Consider the following 17,952-nt stretch of genomic DNA (forward strand, 5'->3'; position numbering starts at 1 on the left):
CTCGCTCATGGCAGCGGAGCTCCTTGCCCTGTATCGGCCGATTGGCCGGAAAGTGATTTGATGTACGCGACCAGCGAGATGACTTGCCCGGGGGTGACCGAGCCGCTGAAGTTCGGCATCAAGGGCGGAAAGCCGGCCACCCTGTTCTTGTCAGGCAGGAGGATGCAGTCGCGCAAATAGGCTTCATCGGCCGTGACCGTCCGGCCGTCGGCAAGCTGGACTGAGCTGCCAAAGACGCCTTTCAGGTCCGGCGCGTGGACGGTCGAGCCAGGAGTGTGGCATCCAGAGCACCCCAGCGAAAGGAACAACGCCTTGCCTTGGTGGGCAAGATCATCGCCCTCTGGCAGCGCGGCGTTCCATCGCGAATATTCCTCCGGAGTTACGACCACAAGGCGCCCCGCCATGACCGAGTGATCTGTGCCGCAGAATTCCGCGCACGTCAGATGAAAAACGCCGGTCTTGGTCGCATTGAACGAAAGATAGGTGTAACGGTCCGGCAGGACGTCCTGCTTCAGCCGGAGCGCTGGAAGGTAGAGGTCATGGATCGCGTCCTGCGACGTCATGATCAGCCGCACGTTGGTATGGACGGGCACGTGCAGTTCGTCGATTTCACGCGCCCCGCTCGGATGCTGGATGCGCCACATCCATTGCTTGGCGACGACATGGATTTCCAGGGCAGGCTCGGGAGTGGCCAGCGCCGATAGCTGGCGGGATGCCGCCCACCAGAACAGGAACAGAAACGTAAAGAACGTCGTCGCGGTCCAGCCGATTTCGATCTCCCGATTGAGGCGTTCCGGCGTCTCACCGCGCGGTGCGCCGGACCCCCTGTGGTAGCGAATCAGGAAATAGGTGATCAGCCCCGCAACGAGCGCGACCACGGCTCCCGAGACTACGGACAGTAGTATGAACAGCGCATCGACATGCGCGGCATAGTCCGAAGCAGCGGTGGTGAACTCGGTGAGCTTCATGGCGGCAAGCTCCGACGGTCACGCAGCGCCATCAGGGAAATGCCGCTCAGCAGAACAACCAGCGTGATACCTGCGGCGAACGCGAGCAAGCTGCTGATGCGTTCCGTGTAAACTCCCTTCACCGGATCGTAGCCGTAGCACAACAGATGGATGCGATCGGCGAGAGTGCCTACCGAGCCTCGCCCCGCATCCACAACGGCTAGCCGCAGATCAGCGCCGTCAAGGCCGAGCGGCGACAGGACGCGCCGCACCCTGCCATTTGCACCAACGACATAGACTGCAGCTGGATGGGCATATTGGTCGTGCTCCGCATCGTAATAGTAATGCAGCCCGGCTGCTTGCGCGACGGCGCGGACGGCCGCTTCGCCGCCGGTCAGAAAGACCGCAGCGGCGTTGATCGAGCTTCCGCTGTCGATGTGCCGCACGCGCATCGCCTGCGCCGCCGCCGGCTTATCCTTGGGATCGATGCCGATCGCTACCAGGCGATAATCGGCACCGGGCTTGAGACCGGTCTTCGCCAAGCCGCTGGTGGTGAATTCCAGGATGGGCCCGCACAACGTCCGACAGGTGTAATCCGCGAAGACGAGAACCGTTGGCAGGCCGCCGATAGCGGTGCGCAGGGTCACGGCACGACCGGCTTCGTCGATGAAGCCAACGTCGAGCGGCAGCGCTGCATCCGGTGCCGGCGCCGCCTCGACCTTCCTGACCTCGGCATCAACGAGCCCCGCTCTCGCCGGCCCCAACGCCGCAAGCGGCGCGCAGATCAAGAGCAGGATATGGGCGAAAGACATTCTCATTTGCCCGGCTCCGGCGGCGATTGTGCACCTTTGGGCGCAGCCGAAGGTGACTTCCCTTGCTGGATCGTTGTTCGCTCGCCCGCAGCGGTAGGCGCCGACAGCGCAGCCTCCGGTGAGGACAGCAGCGGCTCGTAGGCGCTACCGCCCTTCTTCACGAGCAATTGCATCGCCCGTTCGATTGGCACTTGCACCGTCGAGTGCTGCTGATCCGCCCATTGCCAGGTTTCGAGCGTCTTGCTGTGAGCATCGGTAATGCGCCGCAGTTCCTCGCTTTCGGATGTGTCCACGCGCGGCTGTGGGAACGCCTGAGGAGCCGGCAGACCCCTTGGGGGCGCCACGGCGTGATAGATTCCGTAGAGGCCGCCGATCGACACCACGAGCAGGAGCAGCGCGCCCAGCGCTGACCAGCCCACGAAAGCCATGCCAACATTCGGCGATTCGGGGACGTAGCGGATATGATGGTGCTCACGTGACATCGAGCGTCCCCCATGCGAACGGCCGTGGTCCTCTCCGCGCAAGGAAAGGAGTCACGCCGATGATGATGAGGCCGATGCCGATGATGGACAGCAATGCGCTCGCAAGCACGGCGACGCCCCTCGGCGGCGCAATAAGATACGCGTCATTCGCACCGATCCCGACGAGCGTTGTGAGACCGATCGCCCGCAGCGGGCGTCGGTTGTTCCGCACCCGCGCCTGAATCAAGGCAAGCGTCGGGATCAGGGATCCGAGCGCGAAGGCGGCGACCGCCAGTGCGGTCCAGGGCAAGTCACCTCGCGCCACGAACCAGACTTCTTCGCGCGGAAGATCGCCATACCAGATGACGAGAACCGCCATGAAGTCGATGTAGGTAATCCCAAGAATCGTCGCCAACAGCAGCGCGCCGACGTCACCGACGGCCGGCTCGTCGTCCGGCGCCGGCATCCACACCGCAGCCCAGGCCAACGCAGCAACAAGCGAGGAAACTGCAACGCTTGCCCCGAACGACGAGGATGTAAAGGGCGCCTCCATCGAGAGATACCAGTCGATCGACACACTGCTGATAATGGCGGAATGGAACACCAGTCCGAACGCCGCCAGCAGCTGGCCTCGCGCGCCGGCGGCTCGCGGAAGAAGAAACGCCAACGCCGACCAACCGGTCAATGCCACCAGTGAGCGGACGACAAAGGCCGGACGATTGAGATAGAGCAACAGCACATCCGGCTTCACCGTCGACGGCTGCTGCGCCCACGGATACAGTGCCGGAATTGCCACAAAGATCGGCACGGCAAGAGGAACAAGTAGCGGTATGGAAGCTGCGGCCGGTTCGGTGGCGGGCGCGATGATCTCGCCCCAGTCCCCGGATGTAAGCCGATGAATCATCATGAGGGAGAGACTTCCCACCAGGATCTGCGCCCAGAACACAAATCCGACGAGCCACCCTGCGGAGGCTGCCGCCGGATCAACGATCGCACACCCAACGACGCCGAGCAGCGCCGCGACGCCGCCGATCAGTCCTGCGATGCTCCGGCTGCGTGGGGTCATCTGAGGTGCTCCGCTGCATCGGGTACATCGGCGACCTTGGTTCGCCGCGACAATTGCAGGGCACGGATATAGGCGGCGATTGCCCACCGATCATGGGGCGGCACGCGATCGGCGTAAGAAAACATCACTCCATAGCCGTTGGTGATGACGTCGTAGAAGTGCTGGGCCGGAGCGGCCAGAAGACGGTCGATGTGATAGGACGGCGGCGCCGGAAATCCATGCGCGACGATGACACCGTCTCCGTCTCCTGCTAGACCGTGACAGGGTGCGCAGAAGACGCCGAAACGCTCGCGCCCACGCGTCAGGAGCGTCTCCGTGACTGGCGGCGGATCCTTGGCAGCAGCGGCACGCTCGACGTCGCCCTGCGCGACCACACCGTCCGGAAGCGGCCGCGCAGTCGTCCCGTCCGGCCACAGCGCGGTCGGTGCATAGGTCGTGAGCTTGCGCTGCTCCGTCATGCTCAGATCGCAACCGGCAAGCAGACCGACGCATGCCGCCATCGCCAGGAGCTTTGCGGTCACGCGCATCATGACTGGACCTCCCGTACCGAAATGGCACCGAAGCCCGCGAGCATCTCAGCCGCGGCGGACCGATCGTCGTTGTCCTGCGGACACTCGATCGCCAGCATGAAGCGGTCCTGGCTCGCTCCTCCAAAGCCGCCCGAGGCGAACAGCGGGTTGCTGAGATAGGGCATCCCTGCCTCGAAAAGAAACGTTGCGAAGCCGCAAACCGCCGCCACGAGAATGCCGGTCGCAAACGGGACCAGCATGAAAGTGGGCCATGCGTCGAGCGGACGTCCGCCGCTGTTATAGGGATAGTTGATGACCGCCGAATAGTATTCGAGGCCATAAGCCAGGGCGGCCGTCAAAACGCCGCCGGCAAACATCACCGGACGTATCCGGCTCGCCCGATGACTGTGCGCAACAGAGAGCTCCTCGAGCGGATAGGGCGTGTATGCCTCAACCACACGGCATGGTGCGTCGCGCGCGCGGCGGACCGCCTCGACGAAGCGCCGCTGATCCGTGAACTCGCCGAGAAGCAGCTGCGTCATGGCGATTGCCCCTCCGCGATGAGCTTTCGCACCTCATGCATTGAAACGACCGGAATGACGCGTACGAAGACGAGAAACATCAAGGCGAACAGGCCGAGCGAGCCGAACGTCACCATCCAGTCCCAGATAGTCGGAAGGAATATCCGCCACGCGCTCGGCAGATAGTCATGCGACAGCGTGTTCCAGATGATCAGGATGCGCTCCAGCCACATCCCGATGTTGATGATGACGGCGATGACGAAGACAGCGGCCACGCTGCGGCGTACGCCCGCCCACCAGAATGCCTGCGGTATCACCACATTGCAGAGCAGAAGTGCCCAGAACAACGGCGCGTAATGCCCGGCGAACTCGAACATTACGAGGCTGCGATCCGCACGCTCGCCGCCGTACCAGGCATTGAACCATTCGGTGGCGTACGACAGGCCCATGATGATCGACGCCGCCAGCATGATCTTGGCCATCACGTCGAAATGCGCCGTTGTGATCAGGCCGTGCATGCGAAAGCCCCACCGCACCAGCGCCGCCAGACAGGCAACCATGGCAAAGCCGGAATACATCGCACCGACCACGAAGTACGGCGGGAAGATCGACTCCTGCCAGCCGGGCATCAGGCTGGCGGCAAAGTCCATCCCGACCACGCTGTGCAGCGACACGACAAGGGGAACACCGAGGCAGGCCAGCGCGAGATGAAGTTTCTCGTAAACCTGCCATTGCCGCGACGATCCGCACCAGCCAAGGGCGAGCGCTCCGTAGAAGGCCGCCTGCCCCCGCTTTTGCGCGCGGTCCCGCATGGTCGCGAAGTCCGGAATCAGGCCGACATACCAGAACAGGATCGAGAAGAGGATGTAGCTCAGGATCGCCCAGAAATCCCAGATCAGCGCGCTGCGCCACTGCGGCCAGACATGCATCGTGTTGGGATAAGGAGTGAGCCAGTAGAAATAGAGCGGCCGCCCAAGGTGAATGATGGGAAAAATTCCGGCGATCGTGGCGGCAAACAACGTCATCGCCTCGGCGAAGCGATTGGTCGACGCTCGCCACCTTTGGCGCATCAGCAACAACATCGAGGAAATCAAGGTTCCCGCGTTCCCAATGCCGATCCACCAGACGTAGTCGGCGATGGCAAAGCCCCACACAACTGTTGAGTTCACACCCCAGATGCCGATGCCGCGATAGAAGACGAGAAACACGGTGACCAGAAATGCCATCGTGGCCGCAAGGCTCACGCAAAATCCGATCCACCATGCGCGCCAGCTCCAGGACGAGCGCTCCAGCAATGGCGCTGCAACGATTGCGTTGACGACTTCCATGCTGCGCGCCTCCGGCAGCGTCCATCGCTCCGACTCAGCCGATTTCTCCACAGGGATGGGCAGCGCCATGGTCATGAGCGAGCCTTCCCATAGTCCGAATTGGGGTTGTGCAGACGAGCCAGATAGGTCGTTCGCGGACGTGTCCCAAGCTCGCCTAGAAGCGAATAGCTCCTTGGGTCGGCACGCAACGCATTGATGCGTGAATTCGAATCGGACATGTCACCGAAATGGATCGCCTTGGTTGGGCATGCCGCCTGGCAGGCCGTGACCACCTCACCTTCCCGGATCGCGCGACCTTCCCGTTCGGCGGCGCGCCGGGCGACGCTGATCCGCTGGACGCAGTAGGTGCACTTCTCCATGACACCCCGGCTGCGGACGGTTACGTTCGGATTGAAGACGGCCTTGGCGATATCCTCGCCAAGATTGCCGTACTCCTGGCCATCGGCGTAACCCGCGAAATTGAAGCGGCGGACCTTGTACGGACAGTTCGATTCACAGAAGCGCGTGCCGACGCAGCGGTTGTAGACCTGAACGTTCAGTCCCTCGCTATCGTGAATCGAGGCCGCCACCGGACAGACAGGTTCGCATGGTGCGTGCTCGCAATGCATGCACGGCGTCGGACTGAAGCCCGGTCGCGCATCGACCACATAATGGTCGATCCGCATCCAGTGCATGTCGCGGCCCATGGCGATTTCGTCGGGACCGACAATCGGAACGTTGTTCTCGGCCTGGCACGCCACGACACAGGCGTTGCAGCCGATGCAGGCCGAAGCGTCGATCGCCATGGCCCATTCGTAAGTGTCGGCATGCGCCGGCGGGTAGAGTGTCGGCGGGTCGCTGCCGGGCCGCTCGAAATGGAAGTTGCCGCTGGCGAGGTTCGCGAGCGTCAAGCGCGGCTGTAGCTTTTCAGCCTCGCTTTCGAGATCGAAAAAGTGTTGCGTCTGCAATAACTCGGTTCGGCGCCCCGTCCTGGCAATCGTGATATTGTCGATCAGCCACGGCGAATCTGCGTTCCGCCAAGGGTAAACGTCGAAGCCGATACCGGTCCCGATCGTCCCGGCATTCCTTCGACCGTAGCCAAGCGTCGTCGCCAGCACGCCGGCCGCCTGCCCCGCTCTCACCAGTGCCGGCACTTCGAGCGTCGTTTCGCCGCGCTTGAGCTGCACCACCTCGCCATCACGGAGCCCGAGTTCCCGCGCATCGGGCTCCGCCACGTGCAGCGCGTTTCCCCAGACCTGGCTGGTGAATGGCTTCGGGCATTCCTGCAGCCAAGCGTTGTTGGCCATTGCTCCATCGAAGACGGAAGGATCGGGAGCGAGCGCCAGTGTAAGGTTCCCCGCGACAGCGGCTGGAGCGAGCTTGGGAAGATTGACCGGCGGCAGCGAAATCTTCGCGAAAGCCGAGTTGGCAACGACTCCATCGTGCAAGGTTTGCCGCCACCAATCCGCGCGGTCCTTGTCGGCAGCAGCCGACCTCCACTGGTTGCGAAGGATGTCGAGCGTCGGCGAACTGGCCTCCCCCTGCAGCATTGCCAGGATCTGATGCTGATCACGGCTGTCGTAGAGCGGAATGAGCAGCGGCTGGATAATGCTCGCAGTTCCGTCAAAGGTCCTGATGTCGGACCAGCGCTCCAGCACATGCGTAAGCGGAAGGTGCCACGTGCAATGTTGCGCTGTTTCGTCACGGAAGCCGCCAAAATGCGCCTTGAAGGGCACCGCCTTGATCGCTTCGTCTACCCCGAGCGAGCCGGGGGCGTCATAGACTGGGTTAGCGTCAAGGATGATCAATGTCTCGACGCGCCCCCCGCTCACGTCGGAGACAAAGTTACGCAAGGATTCGGTGTGCCCCTCCGTAACGGGGTCGACTGGCGCAATGAAGTCCACCGGCGCCTGCAGCTGCCCGTTGATCCAGTGGCAAAGCGCATGGACCTCTGACGGTTGCCGCGGTCCAGCCGTCACCAGGGCCGCACCGCGCCGCGCCTGGAGATCCGCCGCGGCCGCCGCGGCAAATTCCTTGGCCTGATCCGGCAGAGTAGCCGGCTCAAGCGGCGCCCCCATCGCGCGCGCAACCTCGATCGCCACGTTGCGGATCAATTCGGGTCGCAGGGCGACGCGGTGATCGGCCAGCGCTCCGGTCAGGCTCCAGTCCGGTTCGGCAGAATAGAGCCGCAGCGAGTTCGCCGGCACCTGCGGGCGGCGCGCATCGACGATCTCGCGCGCATAGCGGATTTGTTCCGGACCAACGCCAATCGGATCACCATCGAGCGTAAGCACGACGCGGGCATCGGGAAAGCGCGGCAGTGCGGTCGCGAGACGGCCGAAGGCCAGCTTCACCCCGTTGCGTATCGCGTCGTCCTCGATCGCTTCGTAGCGATACCACTTCATCTGCGGCATCGAGCGCTTCAACGTGTCCAACTGAGCAATCATGCTCGGCGAAGTGACGCGCCCGGTGAGGATCGCCAATCCTTCCCCTTGCTTCGCGCGATGCTGATCAAGTCGCGGGCCCAGCGCGGCATCGAATGCGCTCCACGACTGAACCCGGCTCTCGCTATGTGGTGCCTTCGAACGATCCGGGTCGTAGAGCGACAGCACCGTTGCTTCGCCGTAGACGTCGGTTGAGCCGAGGCTGGCTGGATGGCGTGGATTTCCTTCGATCTTGATGGGGCGGCCTTCGACCGAGGTGACAAGGACTCCGCGACCGTAACCGGCAAGGGGCAACGCGCTCGCGAACCGCAGCGGTACGCCCGGCGTCGCACGTTCGGGGATCTGCACATAGGGCACGACCTCCTCCGGAGGGCGCCCGCAGGAGGCCAGCGTGGCCGCAACGCCGGTCATGAACAGCTTCAATGCGGCACGGCGATCCATGCTGGGATCCGACACGTGCAGGTCATGCCTGATGTTGCGAGTGACTTTCATGGCGGCTCATCGATGGCAGATCGAACAGTCCGTGAGATGCTTGTTGTCGAGGTACTGATGCGCCAGGATGACGCCGCGCTCGGCCTGGTCATCCGGAAATTTCCAGTACGGATCGAACACTTTGGACGCCGGGCGCATCTTCGCTGCGGGATTGCGGTGACAATCGAGGCACCATCCCATCGTGAGCGGAGCGGCCTGCCGCATCAGCGGCATGTTTGCGACGTCGCCGTGGCACGTCGTGCAGCCGATGCCTTTGGCGACGTGGATCGAGTGGTCGAAGTAGACGTAGGCCGGCAACCGATTCACCTTATTCCAGTGAATAGGGCGGCCTTCCGCAAGGCTCTTCCGGACCGGTGCAAGCATCGCGGCCTGCGTGTAGAGCTGGGAATGACATGTCATGCAGGTGTGGCTCGGCGGGATGCCGGCAACGGGCGACGACTCAACACTGGTGTGGCAGTAGCGGCAATCGAGGCCGAGACCGCCGACATGATGCGCGTGGCTGAAGGGTACAGGCTGATCGAGCGTGATCTCTTCACCCGTTACATGCTCTGAGGCCGATACCCAGTACGCGAGACCAATAGCAATCAGCGGCACGACCACAATGGCTACCAGAACGCTGCGCGCGACCGTATCCGCGAGAGGTCGGAATAAGTGCGGCATGCTGTTCTCACCGGCCCCAAACCGCGCTCCAACATCTGGCGACGAAACCCGCCCCTCTAACGCGATCACAAATCCATGGTTCCTAAGCGGCGTTGCGCCCACACAAGGACGCCTCCTGCAAAGGCTGGAAGAGTTCGTGTTTAAGCCGCTCGACTTGCTTGGACTTTCTTTCGGTTATCCTCTCCAGCCAGCTCGATCGGGACGACTTCTCCGATAAGAACTTTAGTATGACATGCCAACTGCTCAGGTTCGGCATCGTTCACTTCCGGAACAACCGCACTTACGAGTGTCTTGGCGCGATCCTAAGTTGGAAATCGTCACCCATACATGCCGCCACCGATGTCGCACGATTTCGGAAGCCGCCGCTCGAGTTGGTCAGCAGCGGCGAATACTGCCGCGGCGTCGGAGACGTCCACCGCTTCCCATTCCACGGCCTTGACGCCGGATGCCAGCAGTTCCCGTTGGACATCCTTCAGCGCGGTTGGGTCTCGCGCGATGAGACCAACGCGATCGCCCTCCTGAGCGAAGCGATGGGCGATCGCGCGGCCCACCCCAGCGGAAGCGCCGGTGATGATAACGGTGCGGCCGGGACGCTTCACTTGAAGCATCGGCGATCAGCTATGGTTGAGCTCGTCGGTCCGGATCGGCTCGGCGTCGATCACTGTCACGTGGGGTTTCGCCAAAAGATCCTCGTGCGACATCCGGGCCAGGACTGGCAGCTGCAGCACGGTCGCTCGCTGTCCCGGGCGAAGGTCCGTCAACAGCACGACCTGGCCGTTCGGAAATTCGATGGCGTCGTGATGTCGGGATGCGCGCTCCATGTTCACCTGCCGGAAGCGCGCGAGCCGACCGCAGTGCGGCCTTCTCTGAAACAGACCAAAGAGCGGGCGACGCCACTCGACGTCATTTTCAAACGCAAGTTCGGTGCCCGGCAGAAGACAGACCGCTACCGCGGGCTCATTGACGGCTGCAAAGCCGCGGGTACTGGAGCCTGGAAAACATGTCGTTACGAGCTCGTCGCCGGCTTTGGCTGATCGCGACAGAACGGAGTGAAGGCTGTAGTCACACATGGAGGCCTCTTTCGCATGCTCGGATCCCCCGCCGCAGTCGCCTAACCTTCTGCCGCCGTGCGTTGTTCCTAACGGAAGTTTAGTGCCCGGGTATCGAACAATCTGGTGGTCCGGCGCGTTTTGCCCCTGTTCCTCCCGTTTTCTCGTGGTGTTGAGCAAATTGTAATGATCCGGTCGGCGATCGTCAGAATCGTTTGCGTCTGCGCCCAATTTCACCGGGCTGTGATCGTCGCCGGAGCGGTGTTGATGGCAGTGGCGGCCATCTTCGACGTGACGCGTTTCTCGATCAACACTGACGTCGAGCGACTGATCGCCCAGGATTTGCCCTGGCACGAGCGCCAGATCGCTTTCACGCAGACGTTTCCGCAGAAGGGCATTTCAGCGGTCGTGACCGCGCCAACGCCCGAAAACGCCGAGCAAGCCACCGATGCGCTCGCGCAATCCCTGAAGAAGAATCCCAACCTTTTTCCGCGGGTCGCACAGCCGGACAGCGGAGATTTCTTCGATCGCAACCAGCTTCTGTTGGCCTCGACGTCCGTCGTCAGGCGGACCGTTGCGGGCCTGATCCAGGCGGAACCGGTCCTGAGCGAGCTCTCGCGAGACACGACCCTTCGCGGCGTCATGAACGTTCTGTCGTTTGCTGCAGGCGAAGTTCGGCGCGGGCGGCTCAAACTCGATCAATTGAAATGGCCGCTAACGCTTGCCGCTGAAACCCTGAATGACGTCCTGTCCGGCAAGCCGGCTACTTTCTCCTGGAAGGAACTGCTTCAAGGGCATCACTCATCCGCAGACGAGCGGCGGCATTTCCTGGAGATCGAGCCGCGGCTTGATTTCACCAAGCTGCAGCCTGGATCGGTTGCGGATCGAGGTATTCACCAAGTAGCGGCGCAATTGGACCTGAAGCAAAGGTTCGGCGCGATAGTCAAGTTGACCGGACAGGTCCCCATGGATGACCAGCAGTTTTCGGTCATCCGAGACAGCGCACTGCGCGACACCATCACAGCCGCGCTAGGAGCCTGTCCAGTTAGCTCCGGGAAGGCGGGCTAATGATAGCGGCTCATGCGACCCTCGCCAGCTTGACGAGGTTGTGAGCGGTGCAGATCAGGGCCCATTCGGCCTTCACTTTGTCGATGCCGCGCAGCAGGAATTGCCTGAACCCTCTTGCCTGTTTGATCTGTCCGAAGACGGGTTCGACGATCTGCTTACGCAAGCGGTAGCGACTTCGGTAGCCGGCGCGCTTGAGCTTGGTGCTCATCCTGGCGATCAGCGATCCGGCTCTTGAAGCCGTTTTCGCAGTGGCGGACGGGGTGCCGTGCTTCTGCCTCCCGGTGGCGATGTAGCCCTCGATGCGCCGCCGCTTGATCGTGCGAAGATTGGCGGCGGAGCAGTAGCCGGCGTCGGCCGACACTTCGTCGGGATTGGTCCCCAAATTGGCCCTGATCCCGTCGAGCAACGGCGCCAGTTGCGCCTGATCGCTGGAGGAACCGGTCAGCGTCTGCGCCACGATGATCTGATGGGCACCATCGACCGCGGCCTGGGCGTTGTAGCCCTGGATGTAACCGTCCTTGGTCTTCAGGATGCGGCTCTCCGGGTCGGTGAAATTGCGTTGCGCCTTGCCGTCGGGCTCGGTTTTCGTCGGCGTCTTGCCGCTCTTCTTGCGGCCTTCGGCGACGCGACGCTCCTCGGCCTCGGCCCGCGCCTTGCTCTCCGCCTCGGCTGCAGCCTTGGCTTCGGCCTCCAGCGCGGCCTTGGCCTCGCGTATCTTCTCAAGCCGCTTCTGCTTGTCGGCCACCCAATCGGGCATTTCGTCGCCGCGCTGGTCGCCGTAGCGCTGGTCCTCCTCCGCATCGGCGGCCTCGGCGGCCTTGAGCCAGCGATCGACCTCCGCTTCAAGCTCCGCTTCCCGCTTCTTCATGCGATCGTAGCTCATCGCCTTGTGCTTGGACGCGTTCGCCTTGATCTTGGTGCCGTCGAGCGCAACGTGCCCGAGCTTCACCAACCCGGCCTTCTCGGCGAGCTTCAGCACCTGCACAAACAGGTCGGCCAGCGCCTTAAGGTGCCGCCGCCGGAACTCCGAGATCGTGCGGAAGTCCGGCGGGTCGCCGGCCACGATCATCATGAAATCCGCCCGCTCCACCGTCGCCTTGGCGATCCGCCGCGACGAGTAGATGCCGCTCGCATAGCCGTGCAGAAGCAGCGCCGTCATCATCCGCGGATCAAACGGCGGCTGACCCAGCCCACTCCGGTAGCTGCCGAGGAGCGCCGATAGATCAAGGCTTTCCCTGACCAGCGACACGATCAACCGCGAAACGTGATCTTGCGGCACATAATCCTGCACGCGCGGCGGCAGAAGCTGGGCCTCATCGATCTTCCAGGGGCGAAATTCCTTGCTCATCGCTATGTAAGGAATCAGACTCGCACCCTCTTGACCAGTCACTACTCAGACAGGCTCCTAGCTGCGTTGATTTGATCTTCGTGCGAGGCGGACCTCACTTCGGTCGAAAACGCCGTGCTAGCGCGCCTCCAGCATGGCGACGCGGAAGCCCAAATAGATGAAGAGACCGCCAAGCGAGCGGTTGATCCAGGCAATGACGCCGGCCGATTGCCGGATACGGCCGGCGGCCTTCGACGCAAAGGCTGCGACGCCAAGGCACCACAGCGTGCCGTTGACGATGAAGACCAGCCCGAGCATCAGGAAGGCGAGCGGCTTGTGCGGCGAATCCGCTGCCACGAATTGCGGCAGGAAAGCCAGGAAGAACAGCGCCACCTTGGGGTTGAGGATGTTGGTCAGCGCCCCCTGCCAGAACACCCGGGAGACCGAGGTCTCGCCGCCCTGCGCCGTGATCTCAGCGATCGGCTTCGCACGCGACAAGAGCATCTGCAGGCCGGTCAATACCAGATAGGCCGCGCCGACCAGCTTGACGGCCAGGAACGCGGCCGACGACGCCATCAGGAGCGCCGACAGCCCGATCGCCGCGCCCGTCACATGAACCAGACAGCCGCAGCTGATGCCGATCGCGGCAGCGGCCCCGCCGCGCCACCCGAGTTGGATGCTGCGGCCGATGATGTAGGCGGTATCAGGCCCCGGCGTGATGTTGAGCACCAGACCGGAGAGAATAAAGAGCCAGAGTTCGTGAATTCCGAGCATGTGAGCGAGACTAACCTATGGAAGTAAGAAAGCGGAAAGGGCTCTCGATCAGGATCGCGCCATCCCGACGACACACGAATCCGGTAGAGAACTGGACCACAGCGTCCGTTCGCAGCATGCCAACTCCTGCTACAATGCATTATAGCTGCCTGCAAAGCGAACTTCCGTCAGGCCCGGCATGTCTTGTAAGTATTGGACTCGGTCACGTCGGCTGAGTGGCCATCCAGGGCACAGGACACATGGAAAGACGGCTAGCTGCCATTCTTTGCGCTGATATCGCCGGTTATTCCCGCATGATGGGTGCCGACGAGGCGGGCACGCATGCCTCGTTCAAGGCCCATCGCAGCGCGATCTACCCGATCATCCTCAACCATGGCGGCCGGATCGTCAAAAATACCGGCGACGGCTTCCTGCTGGAATTTCCGAGCATCATCGGCGCCATCGAGGCCGCGGTCGCGATGCAGAGCCTGATGGCCGAGCGCAACGAGCACCTGCCGGCCGACCGCGCCATGCACTTCCGGATGGGCGTCCATATGGGCGACGTCATGGCCGACGAGGACGAGGTGTTCGGCGACGACGTCAACATCGCCGTCCGCCTCGAGACGGTCGCAGCTCCCGGCGGCATCGCGGTGTCGGAGAAGGCGCGCACCGAGGCGGGGCGGCGGCTTGCCGTCACCCTGATCGACGCCGGCCCGCACCGCTTCAAGAACATCGCCGAGCCGATCAATGTCTGGACCTGGTCGCCGGCGGGATCGGAAGTCCAGGAGAAGCCCCCGCAGGAGGGGCCGCATCTGCCGGGGCAGTACCGGACCGCGATCGTCGGCGTGTTGCCGTTCGACAATCTCAGCGGCAGCGCCGACGAATATTTCTCCGACGGTCTGACCGAGGATCTGATCCACGCGCTGTCGCTGCAATCCTTCTATCGCGTGCTGAGCCGGAACTCGACCTTCGCCTACAAAGGCAAGAACGTCAGCACCCGCCTGATCGCGCGCGAGATCGACGCAACCTATCTGATCCAGGGTTCGGTGCGGCGCGCCGGCAACAAGATCCGCGTCACCGCCGAATTGATCGCGCCGGAGAAAGGCGAGCAGCTGTGGACCGGACGCTACGACCGTGACATGGGCGACCTGTTCGCGATGCAGGACGAGATCACGGCCAACCTCTCGGCTGCGGTCGCGCAGGAGATCTATCGCGCCGAGGCCTCCGCGCCGGCGCGCTCGCCGAACTCCGAGTTGACGGCGTGGGATCGCTTCCTCAAAGGCCTGTCACACTACTATCAGCAAACCAAGGCTGATTTCGAAACCGCAATCGCCCTGTTCAAGGAAGCGATCGAGCTCGATCCCGGGCTCTCGATAGCGCGCGCCTATCTCGCGCTGATCCAGATCCAGGGTGCCCAGTTCGGCTGGATTCAAAGCACGCGTGAGCTATGGGCGTCATCGGTCAGTCTGGCGGAGAGCAGCGTCCGGCTCGACCCGCGCTCCTCGTTCGCATTTTCGCTGCTGGCCTATCTGCACGCGATGCAGGGTCACTACGAAGCTGCGATGGACGCCATCAAGCGGGCGATCGAGCTCAATCCCTACGACATGGGAGCGCGCGGCGTGCTCGGGATCTGTCACATGGTGGTCGGCGACCACCGCAAGGCGGTCGAGCTGTTCTCGACGGCGGTCCAGCGCGGCAACAGCGACCCCCGCTACCAATGGGCGGCGCTGAACGCGTTCAGCCATTACTTGCTCGGACAATATGACGCATCGCTGTCGTGGTCGCGCGAGGCGCTTTATCTCAACCCGAACCATCTGCAGGGCCTTGCGATCCGCGCCGCGGCGCTCGCTCAACTCGGACGTTCGAACGAGGCCACAGAGGCGGCCGAGGCGCTGCTCGGCAATTATCCGACGCTCACGGTCGAACGGCACTTGCGCAATTTCCACTGGAAGAACCCGGCCGACATCGCCCACTATCGTGAGGGGCTCTTGAAAGCCGGCGTCCCCTTCGGCAAGCTCGCTTTGGTTGCATCCTCATCAAGGTTCGCCGTAGACTCCTGAGCCAATTCATCGCTTCGTAATTGGTGGTTCTTAGACTGAAGACTTTTCAGGATGTGATTTCATGCCCGATCTGGCCGCAGGCGAGGCGCCCGCCCCGCAGGTTTCACCTGATAATCCCTGCCCGTTCCTGCGCGCGCTGGCGGCCGGCGGCTATGTCGGCGGCCATGTCGTGCCGCTGCCGGAGCTGACCCGGACTATCGGCCGCGCGACCGGCAAGACGGGCCTGCCCGCGCTGATCGCAGGTGCGCAGATCTTCATGGTGGCGCAGATCGCAAACGGCCTCGGTCCGTTCAGCCAGCTGCGCAGCCTGACCAAGGGCGCCATCCTCGACGAGTTGCGCAACGGCCCGCTCGACAAGCACGGCGCCGGCTCGCGCATCCTCGACCAGCATGCCGTGGTGCATGAGGACGAGATCGCGCGTCTCGCCACCTTCGGCAAGGACTACAAGAGCCCCGATGGCAGCGTCGAACGCGGGCTGTCGGCGTCCGACATCAAGGCCTTCATGGCCGCCAATCTCCAGCGCGCAAATGACGAGCATCCCTGGTATTACGCGATCCTGCGCTGCTACTACCCGCTTCTGATGCTCGGTGAATGGCCGGTGCTGCTCGATATCATGGGCAAGGGCGACGGCAAGGATCGCTATCTCAGCGTCGCCGAGGTCAGGACCCTGTTCGTCGAGCGGCGCTTTCCCGACCGGATCGTCGCGCTCCTGAACAGCTAGAGTCGTGTCTGCGCAGTCTTCTTTGACGCGTTTTCTTCACGCGAACCGGTCTCCACTTCGCTCGAAAACGCTATGGTTCACTTGAACAGCGGCGTGCCCGGCACGAAGGCGTCGAACGCCGCCCAGAATTGCGCGCGGTAACGGTCCTGCTCCTGCAGGATCTCGTGCTTGGAGCCGGCGATCACGAGGTGCGAGCCGGCGCGCAGATGATAGGCAAACTCCTCGATCGCCGGCGTCGACACCACCTGGTCGTTGCTCGCCGCGAGCATCAAGATCGGTTGGCGGATGTCTGACGGATAGGACAGGCCGCGGAAGGTGCGCATCGCGGTGAACGCCGTGTCGGCCCAGGCAACCGTCGGCGCCGCGATGCCGAGCGTCGGATCTTCCTCCAGGATCGCAGCGTTGCGGGCGTAGCGCACAGGATCGTTGGTCAGGGGATTGCCGGCGAAGTCGGACAAGCCGACGAGCTTGTCGCTGCCGCCCGGAACATAGTTGCCGCCCTGCCCGGTCAACCGCATGAGCCGCAACAGCGCGCTCGGGACGAACGACACGCGGCGGCCCGGCAGGTCGATCATCGGCGCCGACAGCACCATACGGTCGAACCAGCGCTTGCCCGCATGCGCCAGCCGCAGCATCACCGCCCCGCCCATCGAATGCGCCAACGCGAAGTAGGGCGGCGGACAATCCGGCAGCACCACCTGCTGCACGAAGGTCTCGACGTCGATCTCATAGTCGGCGAAGGCGCGCACATAGCCCTTGCGGGGATCGCGCAGCCGCCGCGACGAGTGGCCCTGTCCGCGCCAATCGATCATCGCCACCGCGAAGCCGCGATCGCGCAAATCGCGCACGGTCTCGAAGTATTTCTCGATCATCTCGCCGCGCCCGGTGAAGACACAGACGGTGCCCTTGCGGCCGGGCGGCGGCGCCCATCGCGCAAAACGAAGCTCCGCTCCGTCTGGGGTCTTGATCGTGCCGCTGACAACGTCCTCCGGAACCGGATTGGCAGGAATCGAGACGAGCGTCATGCAGGGAACCGGCAAGGTGGACGGGTGGAGATCAAAGGCGCGGGCGCCAGAAAGCGACGCGATTTCGGCCTCTTGAACGCGACATAGCCCCTCCCATATCACTGGAGTGCAGGCCGCTACCAGTGTTTCGGAACCGGAACATCAGGCTGCACACACTTAAGCCCGGCCCGATGGCGGGCGGGTAACTGAACAGTCGCTCAATGGAGGACTACCCTATGCGTAGCTACGATCTCACCCCGTTCTATCGTTCCACCGTCGGCTTTGACCGCCTCTTCAACCTGCTCGACCAGGTGACCTCGGACGGCAGTCCCGGTTATCCCCCCTACAACATCGAGCGCACCGGCGAGAACGCTTACCGGATCAGCGTTGCGGTCTCCGGCTTCTCACAGGCCGAACTCTCGATCGTCGCGAAGGAAAACACGCTGACGATCAAGGGCGAGAAGACCGCCAACGAGACCTCCGGCAACAACTCGGAAGTGCTCTATCGCGGCATCGCTTCGCGTGCCTTCGAGCGCGTCTTCCAGCTTGCCGACTTCGTACAGGTGAAGAACGCCTCGCTCGAGAACGGCCTGCTCCACGTCGATCTCGTCCGCGAGATCCCCGAGGCCAAGAAGCCCCGCAGCATTCCGATCAGCGGCGAGAAGGCCCCACAGGTCGTCGACGGCTCGGCCAACAAGGTTGCTGCCTGATCAGCCTCCAGCGTCGGCAGATATTGGCCGCACGCGAAAAC

General features: G+C 63.1%; 18 protein-coding genes. 5 read left to right on the top strand and 13 right to left on the bottom strand.

Features of this window, described 5'->3' with window-relative positions; translation table 11 throughout:
- Window positions 1–5: 5 nt before the first annotated feature.
- The 10 genes from coxB to MTX19_RS34080 form a co-directional block, all read right to left on the bottom strand.
- Window positions 6–968, bottom strand: a complete 963-nt coding sequence (coxB, locus tag MTX19_RS34035; RefSeq protein ID WP_280981117.1) for a cytochrome c oxidase subunit II — start codon at window positions 966–968, stop codon at window positions 6–8.
- Complete coding sequence (locus MTX19_RS34040) at window positions 965–1,765, bottom strand: SCO family protein (RefSeq protein WP_280981118.1); 801 nt, start codon at window positions 1,763–1,765, stop codon at window positions 965–967. The genes coxB and MTX19_RS34040 overlap by 4 nt, the downstream gene beginning before the upstream one ends.
- The gene (locus tag MTX19_RS34045) at window positions 1,762–2,241 is read right to left on the bottom strand and encodes a hypothetical protein (protein ID WP_280981119.1); all 480 of its coding nucleotides are present in this window, start codon (window positions 2,239–2,241) and stop codon (window positions 1,762–1,764) included. Before MTX19_RS34045 ends, MTX19_RS34040 begins: the two co-directional genes overlap by 4 nt.
- A complete protein-coding gene (locus tag MTX19_RS34050) occupies window positions 2,231–3,166 on the bottom strand; it encodes a hypothetical protein (protein WP_280985681.1) in 936 nt (311 codons plus the stop codon). The genes MTX19_RS34045 and MTX19_RS34050 overlap by 11 nt, the downstream gene beginning before the upstream one ends.
- Before the next feature lie 116 nt (window positions 3,167–3,282).
- Window positions 3,283–3,813, bottom strand: coding sequence for a cytochrome c (locus tag MTX19_RS34055; RefSeq protein ID WP_280984973.1), 531 nt, complete (start codon window positions 3,811–3,813; stop codon window positions 3,283–3,285).
- Window positions 3,813–4,337, bottom strand: a complete 525-nt coding sequence (locus MTX19_RS34060; protein WP_280981121.1) for a DUF3341 domain-containing protein — start codon at window positions 4,335–4,337, stop codon at window positions 3,813–3,815. The genes MTX19_RS34055 and MTX19_RS34060 overlap by 1 nt, the downstream gene beginning before the upstream one ends.
- On the bottom strand, window positions 4,334–5,713 hold the full coding sequence (gene nrfD / locus MTX19_RS34065) for an NrfD/PsrC family molybdoenzyme membrane anchor subunit (RefSeq protein ID WP_280981122.1): 1,380 nt from the start codon (window positions 5,711–5,713) through the stop codon (window positions 4,334–4,336). The genes MTX19_RS34060 and nrfD overlap by 4 nt, the downstream gene beginning before the upstream one ends.
- A gap of 2 nt (window positions 5,714–5,715) precedes the next feature.
- Window positions 5,716–8,235 (bottom strand): 4Fe-4S dicluster domain-containing protein, encoded by a 2,520-nt coding sequence (locus MTX19_RS34070; protein ID WP_348638241.1) that lies wholly within the window; start codon window positions 8,233–8,235, stop codon window positions 5,716–5,718.
- Between the two features lie 330 nt (window positions 8,236–8,565).
- Window positions 8,566–9,219 (bottom strand): cytochrome c3 family protein, encoded by a 654-nt coding sequence (locus MTX19_RS34075; RefSeq protein ID WP_280984974.1) that lies wholly within the window; start codon window positions 9,217–9,219, stop codon window positions 8,566–8,568.
- A gap of 317 nt (window positions 9,220–9,536) precedes the next feature.
- Window positions 9,537–9,827 carry an SDR family NAD(P)-dependent oxidoreductase gene (locus MTX19_RS34080; protein WP_280981124.1) on the bottom strand — a complete coding sequence of 97 codons (291 nt, stop codon included), beginning with the start codon at window positions 9,825–9,827 and terminating at the stop codon, window positions 9,537–9,539.
- A gap of 12 nt (window positions 9,828–9,839) precedes the next feature.
- Here MTX19_RS34080 and MTX19_RS34085 point away from each other — a divergent pair, with 12 nt between their 5' ends.
- The gene (locus tag MTX19_RS34085; protein ID WP_280981125.1) at window positions 9,840–10,253 is read left to right on the top strand and encodes a hypothetical protein; all 414 of its coding nucleotides are present in this window, start codon (window positions 9,840–9,842) and stop codon (window positions 10,251–10,253) included.
- Window positions 10,254–10,454: 201 nt separating this feature from the next.
- Window positions 10,455–11,336 carry a hypothetical protein gene (locus MTX19_RS34090; RefSeq protein WP_280985682.1) on the top strand — a complete coding sequence of 294 codons (882 nt, stop codon included), beginning with the start codon at window positions 10,455–10,457 and terminating at the stop codon, window positions 11,334–11,336.
- A gap of 10 nt (window positions 11,337–11,346) precedes the next feature.
- Here the strand turns inward: MTX19_RS34090 and MTX19_RS34095 are convergent, their stop codons facing one another.
- Window positions 11,347–12,684, bottom strand: a complete 1,338-nt coding sequence (locus tag MTX19_RS34095; protein WP_280979491.1) for an IS1182 family transposase — start codon at window positions 12,682–12,684, stop codon at window positions 11,347–11,349.
- A 117-nt stretch (window positions 12,685–12,801) separates the two neighbouring features.
- Window positions 12,802–13,437 (bottom strand): LysE family translocator, encoded by a 636-nt coding sequence (locus MTX19_RS34100; RefSeq protein ID WP_280981127.1) that lies wholly within the window; start codon window positions 13,435–13,437, stop codon window positions 12,802–12,804.
- Window positions 13,438–13,676: 239 nt separating this feature from the next.
- Between MTX19_RS34100 and MTX19_RS34105 the strand changes: the two genes are divergently transcribed.
- Both MTX19_RS34105 and MTX19_RS34110 read left to right on the top strand, forming a co-directional pair.
- Window positions 13,677–15,476 carry a tetratricopeptide repeat protein gene (locus MTX19_RS34105; protein ID WP_280981128.1) on the top strand — a complete coding sequence of 600 codons (1,800 nt, stop codon included), beginning with the start codon at window positions 13,677–13,679 and terminating at the stop codon, window positions 15,474–15,476.
- A gap of 61 nt (window positions 15,477–15,537) precedes the next feature.
- Window positions 15,538–16,197, top strand: coding sequence for a hypothetical protein (locus MTX19_RS34110; protein ID WP_280981129.1), 660 nt, complete (start codon window positions 15,538–15,540; stop codon window positions 16,195–16,197).
- Between the two features lie 77 nt (window positions 16,198–16,274).
- Here the strand turns inward: MTX19_RS34110 and MTX19_RS34115 are convergent, their stop codons facing one another.
- A complete protein-coding gene (locus MTX19_RS34115) occupies window positions 16,275–17,222 on the bottom strand; it encodes an alpha/beta hydrolase (protein WP_280981130.1) in 948 nt (315 codons plus the stop codon).
- Between the two features lie 215 nt (window positions 17,223–17,437).
- Between MTX19_RS34115 and MTX19_RS34120 the strand changes: the two genes are divergently transcribed.
- Window positions 17,438–17,911, top strand: a complete 474-nt coding sequence (locus MTX19_RS34120; RefSeq protein WP_280975716.1) for an Hsp20 family protein — start codon at window positions 17,438–17,440, stop codon at window positions 17,909–17,911.
- Window positions 17,912–17,952 lie beyond the last annotated feature (41 nt).

Origin of the sequence: Bradyrhizobium sp. ISRA464 (genome assembly GCF_029910095.1) — a bacterium.
Lineage (GTDB): Bacteria > Pseudomonadota > Alphaproteobacteria > Rhizobiales > Xanthobacteraceae > Bradyrhizobium.